Genomic DNA, 21,847 nt, shown 5'->3' with positions numbered 1-21,847 from the left:
GATCAGGCGCCGGCCAGGCGCTTCAGTGCGTAGAGGTGCTCGAGCGCTTCGCGCGGGCTGAGCGTGTCGGGGTCGAGCGCGGCCAGTTCGGTCAATACCGGGTGCGACAGGGGTTCGCCCTCGGGCTCGGGCAGGGCGGCGAACAGGTCGGCCTGCGGGCCGGCATCGATCTCGCGGTTCTCCAGGGTGCGCAGCCGCCGCTTGGCGTCGCGGATCACGCCCGCCGGGATGCCGGCGAGCGCGGCGACCTCGATGCCGTAGCTCTGGCTTGCCGGGCCTTCCTCCAGTGCATGCAGAAAGACGATGCGGTGGCCGTGCTCGACCGCGTCCAGATGCACGTTGGCGCACTCCGGATAGTCGGCGGCGAGCCGGGTGAGTTCGAAATAATGGGTGGCGAACAGCGTCAGGCTGCCGTTTTTTTCCAGCAAGTGGCGGGCGATGGCGAAAGCCAGCGCGAGACCGTCGAAGGTGGATGTCCCGCGCCCGATCTCGTCCATCAGCACCAGGCTGTGGGCGGTGGCGCCGTGCAGGATGGCGGCGGCCTCGGTCATCTCGACCATGAAGGTCGAGCGCCCGGAGGCGAGGTCGTCGGAGGCGCCGATGCGGGTGAAGATGGCATCCAGTGGGCCGAGCTCGGCAGCCTCGGCCGGGACGAAGCTGCCGACGTGGGCGAGCAGGCAGATCAGCGCGACCTGGCGCATGAAGGTCGATTTGCCGCCCATGTTGGGGCCGGTGATCATCAGCATGCGGCGGGTGGCGGCGAGGTGGGCGTCGTTGCGGATGAAGTTTTCCACCTGGCGTTCGACCACCGGGTGGCGGCCGCCGGCGATGTGCACGCCGGGGGTGTCGATGAAGCGCGGCCGGACGTAGCCGTTGCGCAGCGCAGCGTCGGCGAAGGCGGCAAGCGCGTCCACCGTCGCCAGCGCGCGCGCGATGCGCTGCAGTGCCGGAATGTGGCCGGCAAGGGTATCGAGGACTTGGTCGTAGAGCAGTTTCTCCCGCGCCAGGGCACGCTCCTGGGCCGACAAGGCCTTGTCTTCGAAGGCTTTCAGTTCGGGGGTGATGTAGCGTTCGGCGTTCTTCAGCGTCTGGCGGCGGCGGTAATCGTCGGGCACCTTGTCGGCGTTGGCGCGGCTGACCTCGATGTAGAAGCCATGGACGCGGTTGAACTCCACTTTGAGGTTGGCGATGCCGCTGCGCGCGCGCTCGCGCGCTTCGAGGGCGAGGAGGAATTCGCCGCAATTGCTCTGGATCGCGCGCAGTTCGTCGAGTTCGGCGTCGAAGCCGGGTCCGATCACGCCGCCGTCGCGCACCATGGCGGCGGGCTCGGCGGCGATCGCGCGCTGCAGCAGGGCCAGAGGGTCGGGGGCGATCTCCAGTGCAGTGTGCAGCTCGACCAGCAGCGCCGCGCCGCACGCCGACAAGGCCTCACCCAGCGCGGGCAGGCGGGCGAGGCTTTCGCGCAGCGCCGAGAGATCGCGTGGGCGCGCGCTGCGCAGCGCGATGCGGGCGGTGATGCGGTCCACGTCGGCGACCCCGCGCAGTGCCGTGCGCACCGCTGCGGCCAGGCGGCCGTCGCGGCTGTCGATGCCGTAGTCGGTGGTTTCGCCGACCAGCTCTGCGACCGCGGCCTGGCGTGCGGCGGGGATGGTGCGCTCGCGCAGCGGGTGGTGCAGCGCATGGCGCAGCCAGCGCGAGCCCATGCTGGTGACGCAGCCGTCGAGCAGCGACAGCAGGGTGGGGGCGGGCTCGCCGCGCAGGGTCTCGGTCAGTTCGAGGTTGCGCCGGGTGGCGGCGTCCAGGCGCAGGTATTCGGATTCGCGTTCGACGGTGAGGCCGGTGACGTGGGCCAGGGTCTGGCGCTGGGTGGCCTGGGCATAGTCGTACAGCGCCGCCGCCGCGCCGAGCGCCAGCGGCAAGCCGTCGGTGCCGGTCTCGGCAACGCCAAAACCGGTGAGGTCGCGGGTGCCGAAGTGCGTAGTCAACAGGCGGAGGCCGGTCTCGGCGTCGAACTGCCAGTCGGCCAGGCGCCGCAGCGCCGGCGCGAGGCGGTCGAGCAGCGGCAGCGCAAGGCCGTCCGGAATCAGCACTTCGGCCGGGCGCAGGCGCTCGAACTGGGCCTGCAGGTTCTCGGCCGCGCATTGGATCAGGCGCAGGTCGCCGTTGGCGAGGTTGAGCCAGGCCAGACCGAGCACGCCGCGGTGCACGCTGGCCGCCAGCAGGAGGGCGTCGCGGCGGTCGTCGAGCAGCGCGGCGTCGGTCAGCGTGCCGGGAGTGACGATGCGGCTCACCGCGCGCTCCATCGGCCCCTTGGTCGCGCCCGGCTCGCCGACCTGCTCGGCGATCACCACCGATTCGCCCAGCTTGACCAGGCGGGCGAGGTACTGCTCGACGGCGTGGAAAGGCACGCCCGCCATCCGGATCGGCCTGCCGCCGGACTGGCCGCGGGTGGTCAGGGTAATGTCGAGGAGGCGCGCAGCTTTTTCCGCGTCCTCGAAGAAGAGCTCGTAGAAATCGCCCATGCGGTAGAAGAGCAGCGTGGAAGGGTGCTGCGCCTTGAGCCGCAGGTACTGCTGCATCATCGGCGTGTGATTCGCGATCTCGTGCTCATCAAGCTCGCGCCGGCGCTCTGATATATCGTCCAAGGTGCTGATTCTTCGCTGTTCGTTACCGCTCGTCGGTCTGTCTTGCGGGGCGTTCACCGGCGCCCGCGATGGCGTGCCGATGGCGTGCTTCAGGCCGGCAGGTTCTCGGGACGGTAGGACTGGATGATGGGCAGGAGCTGGCCGAAGATCTTCGGTGCGCCGGCGACCATGTTGCCGGTGGTGAGAAAGTTGGCTTCGCCCGAAAGGTCGGACACCAGGCCTCCCGCTTCCTGAATCAGCAGCACGCCGGCGGCCATGTCCCACGGTGCCAGGCCCATTTCCCAGAAGCCGTCGAGGCGCCCGGCGGCGACGTAGGCGAGATCGAGCGCCGCGGCGCCCGGGCGGCGGATGCCGGCGGTCTTGCGGGTGAGTTCCTTGAACATCGCCAGGTAAGCGTCGACGTGGTCGAACTGGCGGAAGGGAAAGCCGGTGCCGATCAGGGCTTCGTTCAGCCGGGTGCGGCGCGATACGCGGATACGGCGGTCGTTGAGGAAGGCGCCGCTGCCGCGCGAGGCGGTGAACATCTCGTTGGCGACCGGATCGTAGACCACCGCGTGCTCGAGTACGCCTTTTTTGGTCTGGGCGATCGAGACCGCGTATTGGGGGAAGCCGTGAATGAAGTTGGTGGTGCCGTCGAGGGGGTCGATGATCCAGTTGAACTCGCTCTCCGCGCCGCTCACGGGGCCGAGTTCCCCGGACTCCTCTGCTAGAATCCCGTGCCCCGGGAAGGCCTCGCGCAGCACTTCGATGATGGCCTGTTCGGCAGCGCGATCCACCTCGGTGACGAAGTCGTTGGGCGATTTCGCTTGCACGGTGAGCAGATCGAGCTGAGTCGAGGCGCGGTTGATGACGGACGCGGCGCGACGGGCGGCCTTGACGGCAATGTTCAGGGTGGGATGCATGCGGAGCGGTCTCGGTTAAAGAATCGGGCGCCTGCGACGTGCGGCCTTCCCCCGTCGACAAGCGATGCGGCGGCCCGGCTGCACACGTTCCGGGCAGGCGGCCCGGCAAATTCGGAAAACGTGGAATTTTAATATGAATCGCCCCCTCGCGCTCGACCGTATCCGGGTCGTATTGTCGCGTACCAGCCATCCCGGAAATATCGGTGCCGCCGCGCGTGCGATGAAGACCATGGGGTTGCGCGACCTGTGGCTGGTTGCCCCCGAGTCCTTTCCCGACGAGGTGGCGACCGCACGCGCCTCCGGGGCGGCGGATCTGCTCGAATCCGCGCGGGTGGTCGGTACGCTGCAGGAAGCGCTGGCCGACACGGTGCTCTCCGCTGCGCTCACGGCGCGCCGGCGTGAGCTCTCGCTGCCGCGCATGCAGGCGCGCGACGCCGCCCGCGAACTGGTCGCGCGCAGCCGCGACGGCATCGTCGCGCTGGTGTTCGGCAACGAGACCAGCGGCCTCACCAATGACGAGGTCGGCCTGTGCAGCCTGCCGGTCACGGTTCCGACCGATCCGGATTTCTCTTCCCTCAATCTCGGCGCGGCGGTGCAGGTGTTGAGCTACGAGATGCGCATGGCCGCGCTCGGGGAAGTCGTCACGGCCCCTCTCGATGTGCAGGTCGAGCCGGCGACGCATGCCGATTTCGAAGGCTTCATCGCCCATCTGGAGCGGGCGGTGACGGCCAGCGGCTTTCATGACCCGGCCAACCCCAAGCGCCTGCTGCCGCGCATGCGCCGGCTGTTCAACCGCGTTCGCCTGGAGAAGGAGGAGGTCGCCATCCTGCGCGGCATGCTCACCACCTTCGAGACACCGCGCAAGCGCGGTTGAGCCTTGCGATTCGGCGGCCGCTGCCCGACCCGGGCTTTCTGTGTATCGTGATAGTCGATTAAAATTCTCGGGAATTGATCGGCGCCCAGCCGCCGTCGCTGCCGTGCTCCCGTTCCCGTCCCTTTCCTTCCGGAGTTTCCGAATCATGTTCAGTCGCCTGCGAGAAGATCTGGCCAGCGTTCGCGAGCGCGACCCCGCCGCACGCTCCACGCTCGAGGTGCTGACCTGTTATCCGGGGATTCATGCGCTGATGTTCCACCGCCTTGCGCATGGCGCGTGGACGCGCGGCTGGCATTGGCTGGGGCGCTTCATCAGCCACGTCAGCCGCTTTCTCACCGGGATCGAGATTCATCCGGGCGCGGTGATCGGCCGCCGCGTGTTCATCGACCATGGCATGGGCGTGGTCATCGGCGAGACCGCCGAGGTCGGCGACGACTGCACGATCTATCAGGCAGTGACACTCGGCGGCACTTCCCTGTATCGCGGCACCAAGCGCCATCCCACGCTCGGTCGCGGCGTCGTGGTGGGCGCAGGAGCCAAGGTGCTGGGGGGGTTTACCGTCGGTGACGGGGCCAAGATCGGCTCCAACGCGGTGGTGGTCAAACCGGTTCCGGAGGGCGCCACCGCGGTCGGCAATCCGGCGCGCATCCTCGATTCCGAGCGTGACGCCGCACGCGCGCAAAAGGCCGAGCAGATCGGCTTCAGCGCGTACGGCGTTACCCGCGACATGGACGATCCGGTCGCCAAGGCTTTGCACGGACTGCTCGATCACGCAGTCGATACCGACCGCCGGCTGCACACCATCATCGCCCGCCTGGAGAGCGCGGGGATCAGGTTCGACGATGCCGCAGAGTCGGCCGATCACTTCGATCCCGACCAGTTGTCGAAAATGGTCGACTGAGTGCCGCGCCGGGCGGGTGGCATGAGGCGCACAGCCTACGTCCCGTGAGTAGTTGACCGTTTTTGTCGGGATACGTATAGTCGAGTGAAAAATTCGGGTATTCGCGCTGCAACGCACAGCGAGCGCCGACTAGCCACCGCACCACCATTCTGCGAGGAGAAAGCATGAGACTGACGACCAAGGGGCGCTTTGCCGTAACGGCGATGGTCGATCTGGCTGCGCGCCAGGCCGACGGGCCGGTCACGCTGGCCGGCATCGCCGAGCGCCAGAAAATCTCGTTGTCTTATCTCGAGCAGCTCTTCGGCAAGCTCCGCCGCCACAAGCTGGTCAGCAGCGTGCGCGGTCCGGGGGGCGGCTACCGCCTGGCGCGCACCATGGACAGCGTCACCGTGGCCGACATCATCGTCGCGGTCGATGAGCCGCTCGATGCCACCCAGTGCGGCGGCAAGGAAAACTGTCACGACGATCATCGCTGCCTGACCCACGACTTGTGGGCCAACCTCAACAAGCGTATGTACGCCTACCTCGATTCGGTCACTCTCGAAGCCCTGGTCAATCGCCGCGTCCATCCCGACCCCGACATGGCCGTGCTGAAGAACATCCGGCGCCGTGCCGTCGCCGCCATGCACGAAGTCGCCGCGGCCTGAAAGGGGAGGAGGGCATGGGTTTCGCTCCGGTATATCTCGACTGGAACGCCACCACGCCGCTCGATCCCGCGGTGCGCGAGGCCATGCTGCCCTGGCTCGGCGGCGCTGAGCCGATTCGTTTCGGCAATGCTTCCAGCCGCCACGAATACGGCCGCCAGGCCCGGGCGGCGGTGGATGAAGCGCGCGCGCGGGTGGCCGCCGCGGTCGGGGCCCACGCCACCGAGGTCGTCTTCACCAGCGGCGGCTCCGAAGCGAACAACCTGTTTTTGAAAGGGGCGGCGGCGATGCTCAGGCCGGGGCGGGTGGCGGTCAGTGCAATCGAGCACCCCTGTGTGCGTGAACCGGCGCGCCAGCTCGCACGGGCAGGCTGGGACATGCATGAAATCGCGGTCGACGGCGAGGGCCGCATCGACGACCGCGCCTGGCAGGCCGTGCTCGCCCAGCGGCCGCGCCTGGTATCGGTGATGCAGGCCAACAACGAGACCGGCGTCGTGCAGGACATCGCTGCGCTGGCGGCGCAGGCGCGGGCGGCGGGGGCGTGGTTCCATACCGATGCGGTCCAGGCTCTGGGCAAGATCGAAACCGATTTCCGCGCCCTCGGCGTGCATGCGATGACACTATCGGCGCACAAGATCGGCGGACCTCTTGGTGCGGGCGCGCTGGTGGTGGACAAGCGGGTGGAACTGTTGCCGCTGATTGCCGGCGGAGGCCAGGAGCGCGGGCTGCGTTCGGGGACCGAGAATGTCGCCGCCATCGTCGGCTTCGGGGTTGCCTGCGAGCTTGCGCGCGCCCGCCGCGAGGCCGAGGCCGAGCGCCTGGGCAAGCTGCGCGACGGCATCGCCCGCGCGCTGCACAACTTGGGGGCGAGGGTCTTCGGCGCCGGCGCGCCGCGTCTGCCGAATACGGTATTCTTCGCCCTCGAGCCGATCGAAGGGGAGACGCTGGTCGGCAAGCTCGATCGCGCCGGTTTCGCCTGCGCCAGCGGCTCGGCCTGCTCGAGCGCCAACCCGGAGCCTTCGCGCACCTTGCTGGCAATGGGGGTGGCGCCGGAAATCGCCCGCGGCGCGCTGCGGGTGAGCCTGGGGCGGGATACCCGCGCCGACGACACGGAGCGATTCATCGCAGCCCTCGCCCGCGTCGTGGACGAACTCAAGAACCTGGCCTCGGTGGCGATCCGGCCGTCGGCGGGCCTCAACCCTGAACACGGATAACGCTCTGCGGAGATACGTAATGCTGAAGTTCCCGATCTATCTCGATTATTCGGCCACGACCCCGGTCGATCCGCGCGTCGCGCAAAAGATGATTCCCTGGCTGACCGAGCACTTCGGCAACCCTGCGAGCCGCTCGCACGCTTTCGGCTGGGAAGCCGAGCAGGCGGTCGAGGAGGCGCGCGCGCAGGTCGCCGCGCTGGTCAATGCCGATGCCAAGGAAATCATCTGGACTTCGGGGGCGACCGAGTCGAACAATCTGGCGATCAAGGGCGCCGCCCACTTCTATCAGGGCAAGGGCAAGCACGTCATCACCGTCAAGACCGAGCACAAGGCCGTGCTCGACACCGTGCGCGAACTCGAACGCGAAGGCTTCGAGGCCACCTATCTCGACGTCCAGGAAAACGGCCTGATCGATCTCGAGGTGCTGAAGGCGGCGATTCGCCCCGACACCATCCTGGTGACGGTGATGTTCGTCAATAACGAGATCGGCGTCGTGCAGCCGATCGCCGAAATCGGCGAACTCTGCCGCGAGAAGGGCATCGTCTTCCACGTCGATGCGGCGCAGGCTACGGGCAAGGTCGACATCGACCTCGATACGCTCAAAGTCGACCTGATGAGTTTTTCCGCACACAAGACTTACGGCCCGAAGGGGATCGGTGCGCTCTACGTGCGGCGCAAGCCGCGCGTGCGCCTCGAAGCACAGATGCACGGCGGCGGCCACGAGCGCGGCCTGCGCTCGGGCACGCTCGCCACCCACCAGATCGTCGGCATGGGCGAAGCCTTCCGCATCGCCCGCGAGGAGATGGCCGAAGAAAACGCGCGCATCCGCCGGCTGCGCGACAAGCTGCTCGCCGGCCTCACCGATATCGAGGCCACCTACGTCAATGGCGACCTCGAGCGGCGGGTGCCGCACAATCTGAACATTTCCTTCGCCTACGTCGAGGGCGAGTCGCTGATCATGGCGATCAAGGACATCGCAGTGTCGTCGGGTTCGGCCTGCACTTCCGCCAGCCTGGAGCCGTCCTACGTGCTGCGCGCGCTCGGGCGCAACGACGAACTGGCGCACAGCTCGATCCGTTTTTCGATCGGCCGCTTCACCACCGAAGAGGAAGTCGACTACACGATCAAGCTGCTGCACGACAAGATCGGCAAACTGCGCGAACTCTCCCCCCTGTGGGAGATGGTGCAGGACGGCGTCGATCTCGATGCGGTGCAGTGGGCCGCGCACTGAGCGGCACCTGCGCACGGTCAAGGCACCGGGGCAGCGTATCCCGGTCTAATTATTGGAATACCTCCAAACGGAGAAACATCATGGCTTACAGCGAAAAAGTTCTGGACCACTACGAAAATCCGCGCAACGTCGGCTCTTTCGGCAAGGAAGAGGAAGGCGTCGCCACCGGCATGGTGGGTGCCCCCGCGTGCGGGGACGTGATGAAGCTGCAGATCAAGGTCGGCAAGGACGGGGTGATCGAAGACGCGAAATTCAAGACCTACGGCTGTGGCTCGGCGATCGCGTCGAGTTCGCTCGTCACGGAGTGGGTCAAGGGCAAGACCATCGAGCAGGCGCTCGAGATCAAGAACACCCAGATCGCCGAAGAACTCGCGCTGCCGCCGGTGAAGATCCACTGCTCGATCCTCGCCGAGGATGCGATCAAGGCCGCCGTCGCCGACTACAAGAAGAAGAACGACGCCTGAGCGGCGCTTACCGAACAGGATGAACAGGAGCAACAACCATGGGCGTGACCCTGTCTGAAAACGCTGCCCGGCACGTTTCGAACTTCCTCAGCAAGCGCGGCAAGGGCGTCGGCATCCGTCTCGGGGTCAAGACCTCGGGCTGCTCGGGCATGGCCTACAAGCTCGAGTTCGTCGACCAGACCGAGGACGAGGACCTGGTCTTCGAGAGCCACGGCGTGAAGGTCGTGATCGACCCCAAGAGCCTGTCCTATCTCGACGGCACTGAACTGGACTTCGTCAAGGACGGCCTCAACGAAGGTTTCCGGTTCAACAATCCGAACGTGAAGGATCAGTGCGGTTGCGGTGAAAGCTTCAACGTCTGAGGCAGTCGCGATGAGCATCGATCTCACCGGCGACTACTTCAGCCTGTTCGGCCTCCCGCGCCGCTTCGCGCTCGACGAGGCCGCCCTCGAGGCGGCATGGCATGCGCTCCAGGCGCAGGTCCACCCCGACCGCCACGCCCACTTGTCCGACGCCGAGAAACGCTTGTCGATGCAGATGGCGACCCGGGTGAACGAAGGCTTCCGCACCTTGCGCCGGCCCCTCGACCGCGCCCAGTATCTGCTCGAGCTGGCGGGCGTGGATGCCGCGCTCGAAACCAACACCGCGATGTCGCCCGAGTTCCTGATGGAGCAGATGGAATGGCGCGAAGCGGTGGAGGAGGCGCGCGACGCCGCCGAGGCACACGAACTCGAGGAACTGCACCGGCGCCTGCTGCACCACGCGCGCGAGGTCCGCAGCCACCTCGGAACCCAGCTCGATGACGAACACGACTACGAAGCGGCAGCCGACACCGTGCGTCGGCTGATGTTCATCGACAAACTCCAGCAAGAAATCGACGAGGCCCTGCTGGCCCTCGAAAACTAGAGCACGGAAGACATCAGATGGCCCTGCTGCAAATCGCCGAACCCGGCCTCTCCGCCGAGCCGCACAAGCACCGGCTCGCGGTGGGCATCGATCTGGGTACCACCAACTCGCTCGTCGCCACCGTCCGCAACGGTATCGCCGTATGCCTGCCCGACGAGGGCGGTCGCACCATGCTCGCTTCGGTGGTGCGCTACTGTGCCGATGGAAGCATCGAAGTCGGCCATGGTGCGATCCGCTCGCAGGCCACTGACCCGCGCAACACCATTGTTTCGGTCAAGCGCTTCATGGGGCGGGGGCTGAAGGACGTGGCCTACATCGAGACCATGCCCTACGACTTCGAAGACAGCGCCGGCATGGTCCGCCTGCGCACGGTGCAGGGGATCAAGAGCCCGGTCGAGGTTTCCGCCGAAATCCTGCGCCGCCTGCGCGAGCGCGCCGAAGCCAGCCTCGGCGGTCCGCTCGTCGGCGCGGTGATCACCGTGCCCGCCTATTTCGACGACGCCCAGCGCCAGGCGACCAAGGATGCCGCGCGCCTCGCCGGGCTCGACGTGCTGCGCCTGCTCAACGAGCCGACCGCAGCGGCGGTGGCCTACGGCCTGGACAACGCGGCCGAGGGGGTCTATGCGGTGTATGACCTCGGCGGCGGCACTTTCGACCTGTCGATCCTGAAGCTGTCGCGCGGCGTGTTCGAAGTGCTGTCGACCAACGGCGACGCGGCGCTGGGCGGGGATGATTTCGATCATCGCCTGTTCTGCTGGGTGCTCGACCAGGCCAACATCGAGCCGCCGTCGCTCGAAGACGCCCGCCGCCTGCAGATGAAGGCGCGCGAGGCCAAGGAGTTGCTGACCTCGTGCGAGGAAGCGCCGATCCACCTGCGCCTGGCGTCGGGCGAGGAAGTGGATCTCGTCGTCACCCGCGAGCAGTTCGCCGAAATGACCCGCCACCTGGTGCAGAAGACCCTGAGCCCGGTGCGCAAGGCCCTGCGCGATGCCGGACTGGCGGCCGACGACATCAAGGGCGTGGTGATGGTCGGCGGCGCCACCCGCATGCCGCACATCCAGCGCGCGGTGGCCAACTATTTCGGCCAGGAGCCGCTCACCAACCTCGATCCGGACAAGGTCGTCGCCCTCGGCGCGGCGATGCAGGCCAACATCCTCGCCGGCAACCGCACCGACCAGGACGACTGGCTGCTGCTCGACGTCATTCCGCTGTCGCTCGGCCTGGAGACCATGGGCGGACTGGTGGAAAAGGTCGTGCCGCGCAATTCCACCCTGCCGATCGCCCGCGCCCAGGAGTTCACTACCTTCAAGGACGGCCAGACGGCGATGGCCTTCCACGTCGTCCAGGGCGAACGCGAACTGGTGTCCGACTGCCGTTCGCTGGCGCGCTTCGAACTGCGCGGCATCCCGCCGATGGTCGCCGGGGCGGCGCGCATCCGGGTCAGCTTCCAGGTCGATGCCGACGGCCTGCTGTCGGTGTCGGCGCGCGAGATGTCTTCCGGCGTCGAGGCCAGCGTGCTGGTCAAGCCGTCCTACGGCCTGTCCGACGACGAGATCACCGAGATGCTCAAATCCAGCGTCGAGCACGCCGACGACGACATGATGGCGCGCAACCTGCGCGAGCAGCAGGTCGAAGCCGACCGGGTCATCGAGGCCTGCGGCCATGCGCTGGAAAAGGACGGCGCGCTGCTGACCGACAGCGAACGCGCCGCGATCGATGCCGCCATCGCCCGCCTGCAGGAACTGCGCGCAGGCAGCGACCACCGCGCGATCAAGGCCGGCATCGACGCGCTTGCGCGTGCCACCGACGAATTTGCCGCCCGCCGCATGGATAGCAGCATCCGCGGCGCCCTGGCGGGCCACAAGGTAGACGAACTCGAGCTATGACCCAGATCATCGTTCTTCCCCATGTCGAACTCTGCCCCGACGGCAGCGTGATCGAGGCCGCGCCCGGCACCACGATCTGCGACAGCCTGCTGCAGGGCGGCATCGACATCGAGCACGCATGCGAGAAATCGTGCGCCTGCACCACCTGCCACGTTATCGTGCGCGAAGGCTTCAACTCGCTGACCCCGGCAGAGGACGAAGAAGAAGACCTGCTCGACAAGGCTTGGGGGCTGGAGCCGCAGTCGCGCCTGTCGTGCCAGGCGGTGGTGGCCGACACCCCGCTGGTCGTGGAAATCCCGCGCTATACCATCAACATGGCCCGCGAAGGAAAGCACTGAGATGAAGTGGACCGATGTTCAGGAAATTGCCATCCAGCTCACCGATGCCTACCCGGATGTGGATCCGGCGAAAGTCAATTTCGTCGATCTGATGAACTGGGTGATGGCGCTGCCGGAGTTCGACGACGACCCCAAGCATTGCGGCGAGCGCATCCTCGAGGGGATCCAGCAGGCCTGGATCGACGAGCTCGCCTGAGCCGGATCAGGCCACTCCCGGGGCCGCGCGCGAAATGCGGCAGGGGGCACTGAAGCTGCGATTCGGTGGTGCAGCAGGCGCGCTGCCCGGCCGCCTTGCTCCGCCGGCACGGGAGGTCGAACCAGCCCGGCGCGCCGGTTTTCGGCCAGGCTTCAGTCCGCGCCGGGTAGCTCCTCCCTTTTCAGTACGAACACCATGTCATCGCCTCCACGCGACGACAGCCAGGTGAAGGGCAGGCCCGGGAACGCCGCTTCGACGAGGGCCCGGTTGTGCCCGACCTCGACCGCGAGTACGCCGCCCGGGTGCAGGTGCTGCGCGGCGTGCGCGATCAATTCGCGCACGACGTCGAGCCCGTCCTCACCGGAGGCCAGCGCCATGCGCGGCTCGTGCAGGTATTCGGGAGGGAGGGCGTCCATCGCCTCGGCCGTCACGTAGGGCGGGTTGCTCAGGATCAAGTCGAAGCGACGGCCCCGCAGCCCCGAGAAGACGTCGCTGTGGACCAGTTCGATGCGCTCTTCCAGGCCATAGTCGGCGACGTTCTGTCGCGCCACGTCCAACGTATCCTCGGACAGGTCGGCAGCGGTGATTTCGGCATGGGGAAAAGCGTGCGCCATCAGCACAGCGAGGCAGCCGGAACCGGTGCACAGGTCGAGCGCGCTGCCGACCCTCTCCGGGTCTTCCACCCAAGGACTCAGGCCGTCTTCGAGCAGCTCGGCGAAAAACGAGCGCGGCACGATCACGCGCTCGTCGACGGTGAAGCGGAAGTCGCCGAGCCAGGCTTCACCCAGGATGTAAGCGGTCGGCCTGCGCGCATCGGCACGCTGCTCGATGGCCTCGAGCAGCCCGATCCGCTCTTCGCCCGGAATGCAGGCGTCAAGGAAGGGCTCCAGGCGGTCGAGCGGCAGCGCCAGGCTGCCGAGGATCAGCCAGACCGCCTCGTCGTAGGTGTCGCCGACGCCGTGGCCGCAGAAAATGCCGGCGCGGTTGAAGCGCGTTACCGCGTAGCGCAGCCAGTCGCGCACCGTGACGAGTTCGCTGAGCGGGCCGTGCTCGTGTTCGTGCTCGTGGCCCAGGTCGGTGTCGTTGTGATCGTGTTCGGTCATATGTGCGCTCTGCAGGGAAGTTCAGTTGTGCCGCGGGCGCGGCCGTGGGGGCGAAGACGAGCTTCGGAGGTGGCAAGTCCGGCCACCGGGCCGCCTCGCCGGGAAAGGCCTCATGCGCCGCGCCCCAGCAGCGCCTGCAGGGTGCGTTCATAGACCACCGACAAGGGTTCGACGGCGGCCACCGCAATGCATTCATTGACCTTGTGGATCGACGCATTGACCGGACCGAACTCCACCACTTCGGCGCAGATGTCGGCGATGAAGCGGCCGTCGGAAGTGCCGCCCGAAGTCGATAGTTCGGTGTCCACCCCCAGGGTGTCGCGGATCGCCGCCGACAGGGCCCCGACCAGCCGGCCGCGGCCGGTGATGAACGGCTTGCCCGACAGGTGCCAGTCGATCTCGTATTCCAGGCCATGGCGGTCGAGCACTGCGCAGGTGCGGCGCTGGAGTTCGTCGGCGCTCGAGACCGAGGCGAAGCGGAAGTTGAACATCACTTCGCACACCCCCGGAATCACGTTGTTGGCGCCGGTGCCGGCGTGGATGTTGGAGACCTGCCAGGTGGTCGGCGGGAAGAACTCGTTGCCGTCGTCCCAGCGCATCGCCGCCAGTTCGGCCAGTGCCGGGGCGAAGGCGTGGATCGGGTTGCGTGCGAGCTGCGGGTAGGCCACATGGCCTTGCTGGCCCTTCACCCGCAGCGTGCCCGACAGCGAGCCGCGACGACCGTTCTTGATCATGTCGCCGAGCGTATTCACCGAAGTGGGCTCACCGACGATGCAGTAGTCGAGGCGTTCGCCGCGTGCGGCCAGGGCTTCGACCACCTTGACCGTACCGTCGGTGGCGATCCCTTCCTCGTCCGACGTCAGCAGCAGGGCGATGCTGCCGCCGTGGTCGGGGCAGGCGGCGACGAAGCGCTCGATCGCGGTGACAAAAGCGGCCAGCGAGCTCTTCATGTCGGCCGCACCGCGCCCGTACAGCATGCCGTCGATCAGGGTCGGGGTGAAGGGCGGGGTACGCCAGGCATCGGCTGGGCCCGGCGGGACGACGTCGGTGTGGCCGGCGAAGCACAGTACCGGCGCGACCTGGCCGCGGCGGGCCCACAGGTTCGAGACGCCAGCGCGGTCGAGGCGCTCGCAGGCGAACCCGAGGGCCTGCAGGCGTTCGACGATCAGGGCGAGGCAACCGGCGTCGTCCGGGGTGACCGAAGGGCGGGAGATCAGCTCGCAGGCCAGGGCGAGCGTTGGAGTGGGGGTATCGGGCATGGAGTTGGAGGGAGGGAAGTGGGGAATGACGCGGCTACAGGTGCATGGTGCGCTGCGGCTCTCAGTGGTTGTCCATGTCGAGGATGAATTCCTGGAAGGAGGCGCCGTCGGCGTTGGTCGACTCGAAGTCGGTCAGCAACCCGGAGCGGGCTGCAGGCGGCGGCAGATCGGGGGCGGCCTGCTGGGTGTTGCTGATCAGCCAGTTCAGGTTGCTCGGCGAATCGGCGTTGGCGAGCGCTTCTTCCAGGGTAATGACCTGGTCGGCATAGAGCCGGTGGAGCGCCTGCTCGAAGGTCTGCGAGCCGGGCGCCAGCGACTGTTCCATCGCTTCCTTGATGTCGTTGAGCGCACCGCGCTCGATCAGCTCGGCCGTGTGGCGGGTGTTCATCAGCATCTCGACCGCCGGCACGCGCTGGCCGTCGGGTTTGCGCACCAGGCGCTGGGAAACGATGCAGCGCAGCGCCACCGCGAGATCGAGGTAGAGCAGCTGGCGGTTTTCCAGCGGGAAGAAGTTCACCATCCGGGTCAGCGCATGGTAGGCGTTGTTTGCATGCAAGGTCGCCAGACACAGGTGGCCGGTCTGTGAATAGGAAATCGCCGCCTGCATGGTCTCGCGGTCGCGGATCTCGCCGATCAGGATGCAGTCGGGAGCCTGGCGCATCGCATTGCGCAGGGCTTCGCTCCAGCTCAGGGTGTCGATTCCGACTTCGCGCTGGTTGACCACCGACTTGCGGTGGGTGAACAGGTACTCGATCGGATCTTCCACGGTCAGGATGTGGCCGCTGCGGTTGCGGTTGCGATGGTCGAGCATCGATGCCAGCGTCGTCGACTTGCCCGAACCGGTGGCACCGACCACCAGCACCAGGCCGCGCTTGTCCATCACCACTTCGGTCAGCACCGGCGGCAGGCCGAGGCTGTGAATGCTGGGGATGTCGCTCTGGATGTAGCGCACCACGACGGCCGGGGAGCCGCGCTGCCAGAACACATTGACGCGGAAATTGCCGAATTCGCGCCGCCCGAACGACAGGTTCAGTTCGCGCTCGCGCTCGAAAGTGGCCAGCTGGGCCTCGCTCAACGCTTCGCCGAGCATGCGCCGGATCATCTGCGGATCCATCACCTGCTTGTTGATCGGCAGGGTGTGCCCCTGGATCTTGATGTGGATCGGGGCGCCGGCGGTGATGAAGATGTCCGACGCCTTCTTCTCGGACATCAGCTGGAACAGGCTGTCGAAGATCATGCCGGGCAGGCTCGGGCGGGAAGCGTTGGAGGACGAAGGCTCAGGCGCCGCGCAGCAGTTCGTTGATGCCGGTCTTGGCGCGGGTCTGGGCGTCGACCTTCTTGACGATCACGGCGCAGTACAGGCTGTACTTGCCATCGGCCGAAGGCAGGCTGCCCGGCACCACGACCGCGCCCGCGGGCACGCGGCCGTAGCTGATCTCGCCGGTCTCGCGGTCGTAGATCTTGGTGCTCTGGCCGATATAGACGCCCATCGACAGCACCGCGTTCTCCTCGATGATCACCCCTTCGACCACTTCCGAGCGCGCGCCGACGAAAACGTTGTCCTCGATGATGACGGGGCCGGCCTGCACCGGTTCGAGCACGCCGCCGATGCCCACGCCGCCCGACAGGTGCACGTTCTTGCCGATCTGGGCGCAGGAACCGACCGTGGCCCAGGTGTCGACCATCGTGCCTTCATCGACGTAGGCGCCGATGTTCACGTAGGACGGCATCAGCACCACGTTCCTGCCGATGAAGCTGCCCTTGCGCGCCACCGCCGGCGGCACCACGCGAAAGCCGCCGCTGCGGAACTGTTCGGCGGTGTAGTCGCCGAACTTGGTGTCGACCTTGTCGTAGTAATTGAGTCCGCCAGCGTTGACCACTTCGTTGTCGCGCAGGCGGAAGGAAATCAGTACCGCCTTCTTGATCCACTGGTTCACCACCCACTGGCCGTCCTTCTTTTCGGCCACGCGCAGGGTGCCGGCGTCGAGGCCGGCGATGACTTCTTCGACCGCGCGACGGATCTCGACCGGGGCCGAGTCCGGCGACAGGCCGGCGCGGTTTTCAAAGGCGTCGTCGATGAGGTTTTGCAAAGCGTGCATGGGGGAGGTCTCTCTCTTGTTCAAAGGTTCTTGCAGAAATCGATGATGCGCTCGGCGGCTTCGACGCATTCATGGGGGTCGGCGACCAGGGCGATGCGCACGAAGCCCGCGCCGGGGTTCACGCCATGGGCTTCGCGGGCGAGGAAGCTGCCCGGCAGGACCGTCACATTATATTCAGCCTGCAGACGGCGGGCGAACTCGGTGTCCGGCAGCGGCGTGCGCACCCAGTAGTAGAAGCCGGCGTCGGGCAGCGAAACCGGCAGATAGGGCGCGAGCATCGGCGTGATGCGGGCGAACTTGTCGCGATACAGGAGGCGGTTTTCGACGACGTGCTCTTCGTCGTTCCACGCCACGATCGAGGCGGCCTGCACCGCCGGGCCGAGGGCGCAGCCGTGATAGGTGCGGTAGAGCAGGAAGTCCTTCAGGATCCGCGCGTCGCCGGCGACGAAGCCCGAGCGCATGCCGGGCACGTTCGAGCGTTTGGACAGGCTGGAGAACATCACCACGTTGCGAAAGTCGGTGCGTCCCAGCCGCCAGGCCGCCTCCAGGCCGCCGATCGGCTTGGCGTCGTCGTCGAAGTAGATCTCCGAGTAGCACTCGTCGGCTGCGATCACGAAGCCGTGGCGATCGGACAGCTCGAACAAGGTCTTCCACTCGTCGAGCTTGAGCAGGCGCCCGGTGGGGTTGCCCGGGGAACACACATAGACGAGCTGGATGTCGCGCCAGGTGGCGTCGTCGATGGCGGAGAAGTCCGAGCCGAAATCGTTTTCCGGCAGGTTGTTGATGAACACCGGCTCGGCGTTGGCGAGGAAGGCGGCGCCTTCGTAGATCTGGTAGAAGGGGTTCGGGCACAGCACCTTGGCATTCGGCCGGGTGCCGTCGACCACGCACTGGGCGAAGGCGAAGAGGGCTTCGCGGGTGCCGCTGACCGGGATCACCTGGGTCACCGGGTCGATCTTCGGCAGGCCGTAGCGGCGCTCGAGCCAGTGGGCGATGGCGCTGCGCAGCGCATCGCTGCCGGCGGTGGCGGGGTAGCTCGACAGGCCGCCGAGGTTGTCGGCCAGGGTCTGGCGGATGAAGCCGGGTGTCGGGTGCTGCGGCTCGCCGATCGACAGGCGGATCGACTTCAGCTCGGCAGGCGCCTCGATGCCGGCGAACAGCGTGCGCAGCTTCTCGAACGGATAGGTCTGCAGACGGGCGAGGTTCGGATTCATGGCTGTCCTGCCTCCTCCGCGGGGACCGGGAAGCCGTCGCTCGCGCCTCTGGCGGTGATCGCCGCCTTGCGCCACGCGGGCATCCCTGCGGCTCCTTCCTGCGGGCGGATCGCGACGACCTGCTGTTGCCGCGCTGTGATCCGCGCCATGATTTCGACATCGGTCGGCATGGTTTTCCCTTGTCCTGCGTTGTTGGCGTTGCGTGGCACGGAATTATCGCATCTCCCCGCGAGCTGCAGTATGTTTCATGTCGCGCGAGAGGGCGCGCGGCAAGGTCGATACTTCGTTGCAATTCACCGCCGGGCGCAGGCGTTGGCCGCAGGGGAGGGTGCTATCATGCGCGCCGTGCCTGCTGTGATGGCGGTGTCGCAGGCGCGATTTCGGATTTCCTCTCCGGCCTTCCCCTTCGTGCGTCTTTCCAAGCTCAAACTCGCCGGCTTCAAGACCTTTGTCGATCCGACCACGGTGCTCACTCCCGGCAACCTGGTCGGCGTGGTCGGGCCGAACGGCTGCGGCAAGTCGAACATCATCGACGCGGTGCGCTGGGTGCTGGGCGAGACGCGGGCCTCGGCCTTGCGCGGCGAGTCGATGCAGGACGTGATCTTCAACGGTTCGACCACGCGCAAGGCGGTGTCGCGCGCCAGCGTCGAGCTGGTGTTCGACAACGGCGAAGGGAAGGCCGCCGGACAGTGGTCGCGCTATGCGGAAATCGCGGTCAAGCGCGTGCTCGACCGCTCCGGCGAGTCGACCTATTACATCAACAACCTGCACGTCCGGCGCAAGGACGTGATCGACCTTTTTCTCGGCACCGGCCTGGGGCCGCGGGCCTACGCGATCATCGAGCAGGGGATGATTTCGCGCATCATCGAAGCCCGTCCGGAAGAAATCCGCGGCTTTCTCGAAGAGGCCGCGGGGGTGACCAAGTACCGCGAGCGGCGCAAGGAAACCGAAGGGCGCTTGCGCGATGCACGCGACAATCTCGCCCGTCTCGACGATATCCGCATGGAACTGGGCGAGCGCATCGTCCATCTCGAGGCGCAGGCCGAAGTCGCCGCGCGCTATCACGCGCTGAGTGCCGCCCATCTGCAGAAGCAGCAGCTGCTGTGGCTGATCAAGCGTGACGAGGCGCGTGCCGAACACCGGCGCCTGGCCCAGGCGCTGACCGAGGCCGGCCAGCGCATCGAAGCCGACAGCGCCCGCCTGCAGACGCTCGAGGCGGCGGTGGAGGCCGCTCGCGGCGCGCACTTCGAAGCCTCCGAAGCGGTCCATCATGCCCACGGCGAACTCCTCGCAAGCAGTGCCGAAGTCACCCGGCTCGAAGCCGAACTGCGGCACCGGGCGGAAGCCCGCGCACGCCTCGAAGCCCGCCTCGCCCAGCTCGAAACCGAACACGACCACTGGCAGGCGCGCAGCGCAAGCCTCGGTGCCGAGCGCGAGCGCTGGGAGGCACTCGCCGAACATGCCGCGCTGCGTGCAGAACAGGCCGGAGCCCGCCATGACGAGATCGCCGGGCGCGTTCCCGAGCTCGAGGCCGCCCGCCAGGCCGCCGACACCACCGTGGCCGCAGTGCGGCGCGAACTGGCACAGACCGAGCAGCAGCTGAAAGTGGAGGAGGCCCACTGCGCCAATGCCGCGCGTGCGCTCGATGCGCTGCAGCAACGCCGTGGCCGCCTCGAAGTGGAGCAGGGGAGCATCGCCGGCCCCGATCCGGAGCGGATCGCCGAGTGCGAAGCCCGCCTCGAAGCCATGCAGGAGGCGCTCGAAGCCGCGCAGCACGAGCTTGCCGCGGTCCAGTTGCGCCTGCCCGGTGCCCAGGCGGGGCTCGAAGCCGCGCTCGAGCACGAGCGCAGGGTGCAGCGCCGGCTGACCGAGCTGCGCGCGCGCCACGACGCGCTGGCCCAGCTGCAGGCCCGCGTGCAGTCGCAGGGCAAGCTCGGCGACTGGCTCGAACGCCACGGCCTCGACACGCTGGCGCCGCTGTGGACGCAGCTGCAGGTGGAAGCCGGCTGGGACGGTGCCGTCCATGCCGCGCTGCGCGAGCGCCTTTCCGCCCTGATCGTAGACGATGCGCCGGTCGCCGGAGGCGCGGCGCAGGCGGTGCTGGACGAAGCTCCGCCGGAATCGCTGGCGATCGGTTTCGCCCGTGCACCAGGGAGCACTCCGGCGCGTGCCGGCGGCGAAGCCGCGCACGGCACGCTGCCGCGCGCACTGGCGACCCTGGTGCGCGTCGCCGATCCCGCCCTGCGCGCGCTGGTCGATGATTTCCTCGCCGGCATCCACGCCGTCGACCAGTTGGAAGACTGGCTTCCCCGCCGTGCGGAGCTGCCACCCGGGGTCAGCCTGGTTGGCCCCCGCGGACAGATCCTGAGCCGCGATGCGCTGGTCCATCACGTCCCCGACAGCCGTACCCACGGCGTCCTCGAGCGCCAGCGCGAAATCGACGCCCTCGCTCTCGAGCGGCAGACGCTCGAGGCGGACGCCTGCACCGCCGGCGACGCCCTGCGCACGGCCGAGTCGGCCGCCGCGGCGCTGCACGAGCGCGCCAACGGCTTGCGTCGCGACATCCAGGAAGCGCAGGCCCGGCTGCATGCGGAGCAGGTCGAAGCGCTCAAGCTCGCCCAGGCGCGCAGCCGCGCCGAGGAGCGTCGCGACCAGCTCGCCCGCGATCTCGAAGACGTGGTTCGCCTGGAGGCGAGCGAGCGCGGACACTTCGCCCGTGCCGAACTCGAGCAGGCGCGCTCGGCCGAGCTGGCCGACGTGCAGCGCGCCCGCCTGGATGCCGCCGCCGAGGTGCTGCGCGAGCGCGAACAAGCGCTGCGCGAAGCGCGTGCGCTGGAACAGGCCGCAGTGCGTGAAGTGCAGGAGGCGGAATTTTCCGCGCGCGAATGTCGCGGAAAGCTCGAAGACCTCGCCCGCAACCGGCTCCTTGCCGGCGAGCAGCTGGCGCGTATCGCGGCCGAGCGCACGGTCGCCGATGCCGAGCTGGGTGGGGTCGACGACCGCCGCAGCGCCGACGCATTGCAACATGCGCTCGCCCTGCGGGGGCGGCGTGAAAGCGCGCTCGCCACCAGCCGCGATGCGCTCGAGGCGGCCGCCGCGGCGCTCAGGCAAGGCGAGGAGGCACGCCTGCGCACCGAGCACGAGGCCGCTCCGGTCCGCGCCCGGGTCGCGGAGCTGCGCCTCGCGGTGCAGGCCGCCGCGCTGGCGGAGGGCCAGTGCGACGAGCGCTTGCAGGAAGCGCAGGCCGACGAAGCCGCCCTCGCGCCACTGCTCGCCGACGCGCCGAAGGAAGCCGCGCTGCAGCGCGAAGTGGCCCGCCTGGGGCGCGAAATCGCCGAGCTCGGGGCGGTAAACCTCGCCGCGCTCGACGAATTGAACAGCGCAGCCGAACGCAAGGGTTATCTCGATGCCCAGACCGAGGATCTGCTGCAGGCCATCGACACGCTGGAGGACGCGATCCGGCGTATCGACCGCGAGACCCGCGAGCAGCTGCAGCAGACCTACAATACGGTCGATCGCCAGTTCGGCACCCTGTTTCCGCAGCTGTTCGGCGGCGGTCGCGCAGCGCTGGTGCTGACCGGCGAGGAGATTCTCGATGCCGGCATCCAGATCGTGGCTCAGCCGCCGGGCAAGAAGAACACCTCGATCCACCTGCTCTCGGGCGGTGAGAAGGCGCTGACCGCGATTGCGCTGGTGTTTGCGATGTTCCAGCTCAATCCGGCGCCGTTCTGCATGCTTGACGAGGTGGATGCTCCGCTGGACGATACCAACACCGAGCGCTACGCCGCCATGGTCAAGCGCATGTCATCGCAGACCCAGTTCATCTTCATCAGCCACAGCAAGATCACGATGGAATTCGCGCAGCAGCTCGTCGGTGTGACGATGCAGGAGCAAGGCGTGTCGCGCGTCGTCGAAGTCGATATCGAACAGGCGCTGCGTCTGGCCGAACCGGCCGCAGCCTGAGGAATTCA

20 protein-coding genes are annotated in these 21,847 nt (G+C 67.5%); 12 read left to right on the top strand and 8 right to left on the bottom strand.

Annotated elements, in window-relative coordinates; genetic code table 11:
- Positions 1 to 2: 2 nt before the first annotated feature.
- On the bottom strand, positions 3 to 2,579 hold the full coding sequence (mutS, locus tag MXC99_RS07845) for a DNA mismatch repair protein MutS (protein WP_432654238.1): 2,577 nt from the start codon (positions 2,577 to 2,579) through the stop codon (positions 3 to 5).
- A 155-nt stretch (positions 2,580 to 2,734) separates the two neighbouring features.
- Positions 2,735 to 3,547, bottom strand: a complete 813-nt coding sequence (locus MXC99_RS07840; RefSeq protein ID WP_247724918.1) for an inositol monophosphatase family protein — start codon at positions 3,545 to 3,547, stop codon at positions 2,735 to 2,737.
- 133 nt (positions 3,548 to 3,680) lie between these two features.
- Between MXC99_RS07840 and MXC99_RS07835 the strand changes: the two genes are divergently transcribed.
- From MXC99_RS07835 to iscX, 11 genes are all read left to right on the top strand, one after another.
- Positions 3,681 to 4,421 (top strand): RNA methyltransferase, encoded by a 741-nt coding sequence (locus MXC99_RS07835; protein ID WP_247724917.1) that lies wholly within the window; start codon positions 3,681 to 3,683, stop codon positions 4,419 to 4,421.
- Between the two features lie 145 nt (positions 4,422 to 4,566).
- Complete coding sequence (gene cysE, locus MXC99_RS07830) at positions 4,567 to 5,322, top strand: serine O-acetyltransferase (protein ID WP_247724916.1); 756 nt, start codon at positions 4,567 to 4,569, stop codon at positions 5,320 to 5,322.
- Positions 5,323 to 5,486: 164 nt separating this feature from the next.
- Positions 5,487 to 5,969 carry a Fe-S cluster assembly transcriptional regulator IscR gene (iscR, locus tag MXC99_RS07825; RefSeq protein WP_247724915.1) on the top strand — a complete coding sequence of 161 codons (483 nt, stop codon included), beginning with the start codon at positions 5,487 to 5,489 and terminating at the stop codon, positions 5,967 to 5,969.
- Positions 5,970 to 5,983: 14 nt separating this feature from the next.
- Positions 5,984 to 7,180 carry a cysteine desulfurase family protein gene (locus MXC99_RS07820; protein WP_247724914.1) on the top strand — a complete coding sequence of 399 codons (1,197 nt, stop codon included), beginning with the start codon at positions 5,984 to 5,986 and terminating at the stop codon, positions 7,178 to 7,180.
- A gap of 19 nt (positions 7,181 to 7,199) precedes the next feature.
- Entirely contained in the window at positions 7,200 to 8,411 is a 1,212-nt protein-coding gene (locus tag MXC99_RS07815; RefSeq protein WP_282100138.1) for an IscS subfamily cysteine desulfurase, read from the top strand.
- Positions 8,412 to 8,491: 80 nt separating this feature from the next.
- On the top strand, positions 8,492 to 8,875 hold the full coding sequence (gene iscU / locus MXC99_RS07810; protein WP_247724913.1) for a Fe-S cluster assembly scaffold IscU: 384 nt from the start codon (positions 8,492 to 8,494) through the stop codon (positions 8,873 to 8,875).
- Between the two features lie 38 nt (positions 8,876 to 8,913).
- Positions 8,914 to 9,237 carry an iron-sulfur cluster assembly protein IscA gene (gene iscA, locus MXC99_RS07805; RefSeq protein ID WP_107221146.1) on the top strand — a complete coding sequence of 108 codons (324 nt, stop codon included), beginning with the start codon at positions 8,914 to 8,916 and terminating at the stop codon, positions 9,235 to 9,237.
- A 10-nt stretch (positions 9,238 to 9,247) separates the two neighbouring features.
- Entirely contained in the window at positions 9,248 to 9,781 is a 534-nt protein-coding gene (gene hscB / locus MXC99_RS07800) for a Fe-S protein assembly co-chaperone HscB (protein WP_247724912.1), read from the top strand.
- A 17-nt stretch (positions 9,782 to 9,798) separates the two neighbouring features.
- Positions 9,799 to 11,667 (top strand): Fe-S protein assembly chaperone HscA, encoded by a 1,869-nt coding sequence (gene hscA / locus MXC99_RS07795; protein ID WP_247724911.1) that lies wholly within the window; start codon positions 9,799 to 9,801, stop codon positions 11,665 to 11,667.
- Positions 11,664 to 12,005, top strand: a complete 342-nt coding sequence (fdx, locus tag MXC99_RS07790) for an ISC system 2Fe-2S type ferredoxin (protein ID WP_075148952.1) — start codon at positions 11,664 to 11,666, stop codon at positions 12,003 to 12,005. The genes hscA and fdx overlap by 4 nt, the downstream gene beginning before the upstream one ends.
- A 1-nt stretch (position 12,006) precedes the next feature.
- Complete coding sequence (gene iscX, locus MXC99_RS07785; RefSeq protein WP_247724910.1) at positions 12,007 to 12,201, top strand: Fe-S cluster assembly protein IscX; 195 nt, start codon at positions 12,007 to 12,009, stop codon at positions 12,199 to 12,201.
- A 152-nt stretch (positions 12,202 to 12,353) separates the two neighbouring features.
- Here iscX and prmB read toward each other — a convergent pair whose 3' ends face one another.
- The 6 genes from prmB to MXC99_RS07755 form a co-directional block, all read right to left on the bottom strand.
- Complete coding sequence (gene prmB, locus MXC99_RS07780) at positions 12,354 to 13,304, bottom strand: 50S ribosomal protein L3 N(5)-glutamine methyltransferase (protein WP_247724909.1); 951 nt, start codon at positions 13,302 to 13,304, stop codon at positions 12,354 to 12,356.
- Positions 13,305 to 13,414: 110 nt separating this feature from the next.
- A complete protein-coding gene (dapE, locus tag MXC99_RS07775; RefSeq protein ID WP_247724908.1) occupies positions 13,415 to 14,563 on the bottom strand; it encodes a succinyl-diaminopimelate desuccinylase in 1,149 nt (382 codons plus the stop codon).
- A gap of 61 nt (positions 14,564 to 14,624) precedes the next feature.
- Positions 14,625 to 15,800, bottom strand: coding sequence for a PilT/PilU family type 4a pilus ATPase (locus MXC99_RS07770; RefSeq protein ID WP_247724907.1), 1,176 nt, complete (start codon positions 15,798 to 15,800; stop codon positions 14,625 to 14,627).
- Positions 15,801 to 15,840: 40 nt separating this feature from the next.
- Complete coding sequence (gene dapD / locus MXC99_RS07765; protein WP_247724906.1) at positions 15,841 to 16,662, bottom strand: 2,3,4,5-tetrahydropyridine-2,6-dicarboxylate N-succinyltransferase; 822 nt, start codon at positions 16,660 to 16,662, stop codon at positions 15,841 to 15,843.
- Between the two features lie 20 nt (positions 16,663 to 16,682).
- A complete protein-coding gene (dapC, locus tag MXC99_RS07760) occupies positions 16,683 to 17,876 on the bottom strand; it encodes a succinyldiaminopimelate transaminase (protein WP_247724905.1) in 1,194 nt (397 codons plus the stop codon).
- Positions 17,873 to 18,046 carry a hypothetical protein gene (locus MXC99_RS07755; protein ID WP_247724904.1) on the bottom strand — a complete coding sequence of 58 codons (174 nt, stop codon included), beginning with the start codon at positions 18,044 to 18,046 and terminating at the stop codon, positions 17,873 to 17,875. Before MXC99_RS07755 ends, dapC begins: the two co-directional genes overlap by 4 nt.
- 187 nt (positions 18,047 to 18,233) lie before the next feature.
- Between MXC99_RS07755 and smc the strand changes: the two genes are divergently transcribed.
- Entirely contained in the window at positions 18,234 to 21,839 is a 3,606-nt protein-coding gene (smc, locus tag MXC99_RS07750; protein ID WP_247724931.1) for a chromosome segregation protein SMC, read from the top strand.
- Positions 21,840 to 21,847 lie beyond the last annotated feature (8 nt).

Source organism: Thauera aromatica (assembly GCF_023093595.1).
GTDB lineage: Bacteria > Pseudomonadota > Gammaproteobacteria > Burkholderiales > Rhodocyclaceae > Thauera > Thauera aromatica_A.
This window is presented reverse-complemented; position numbering and strand designations above follow the sequence as displayed.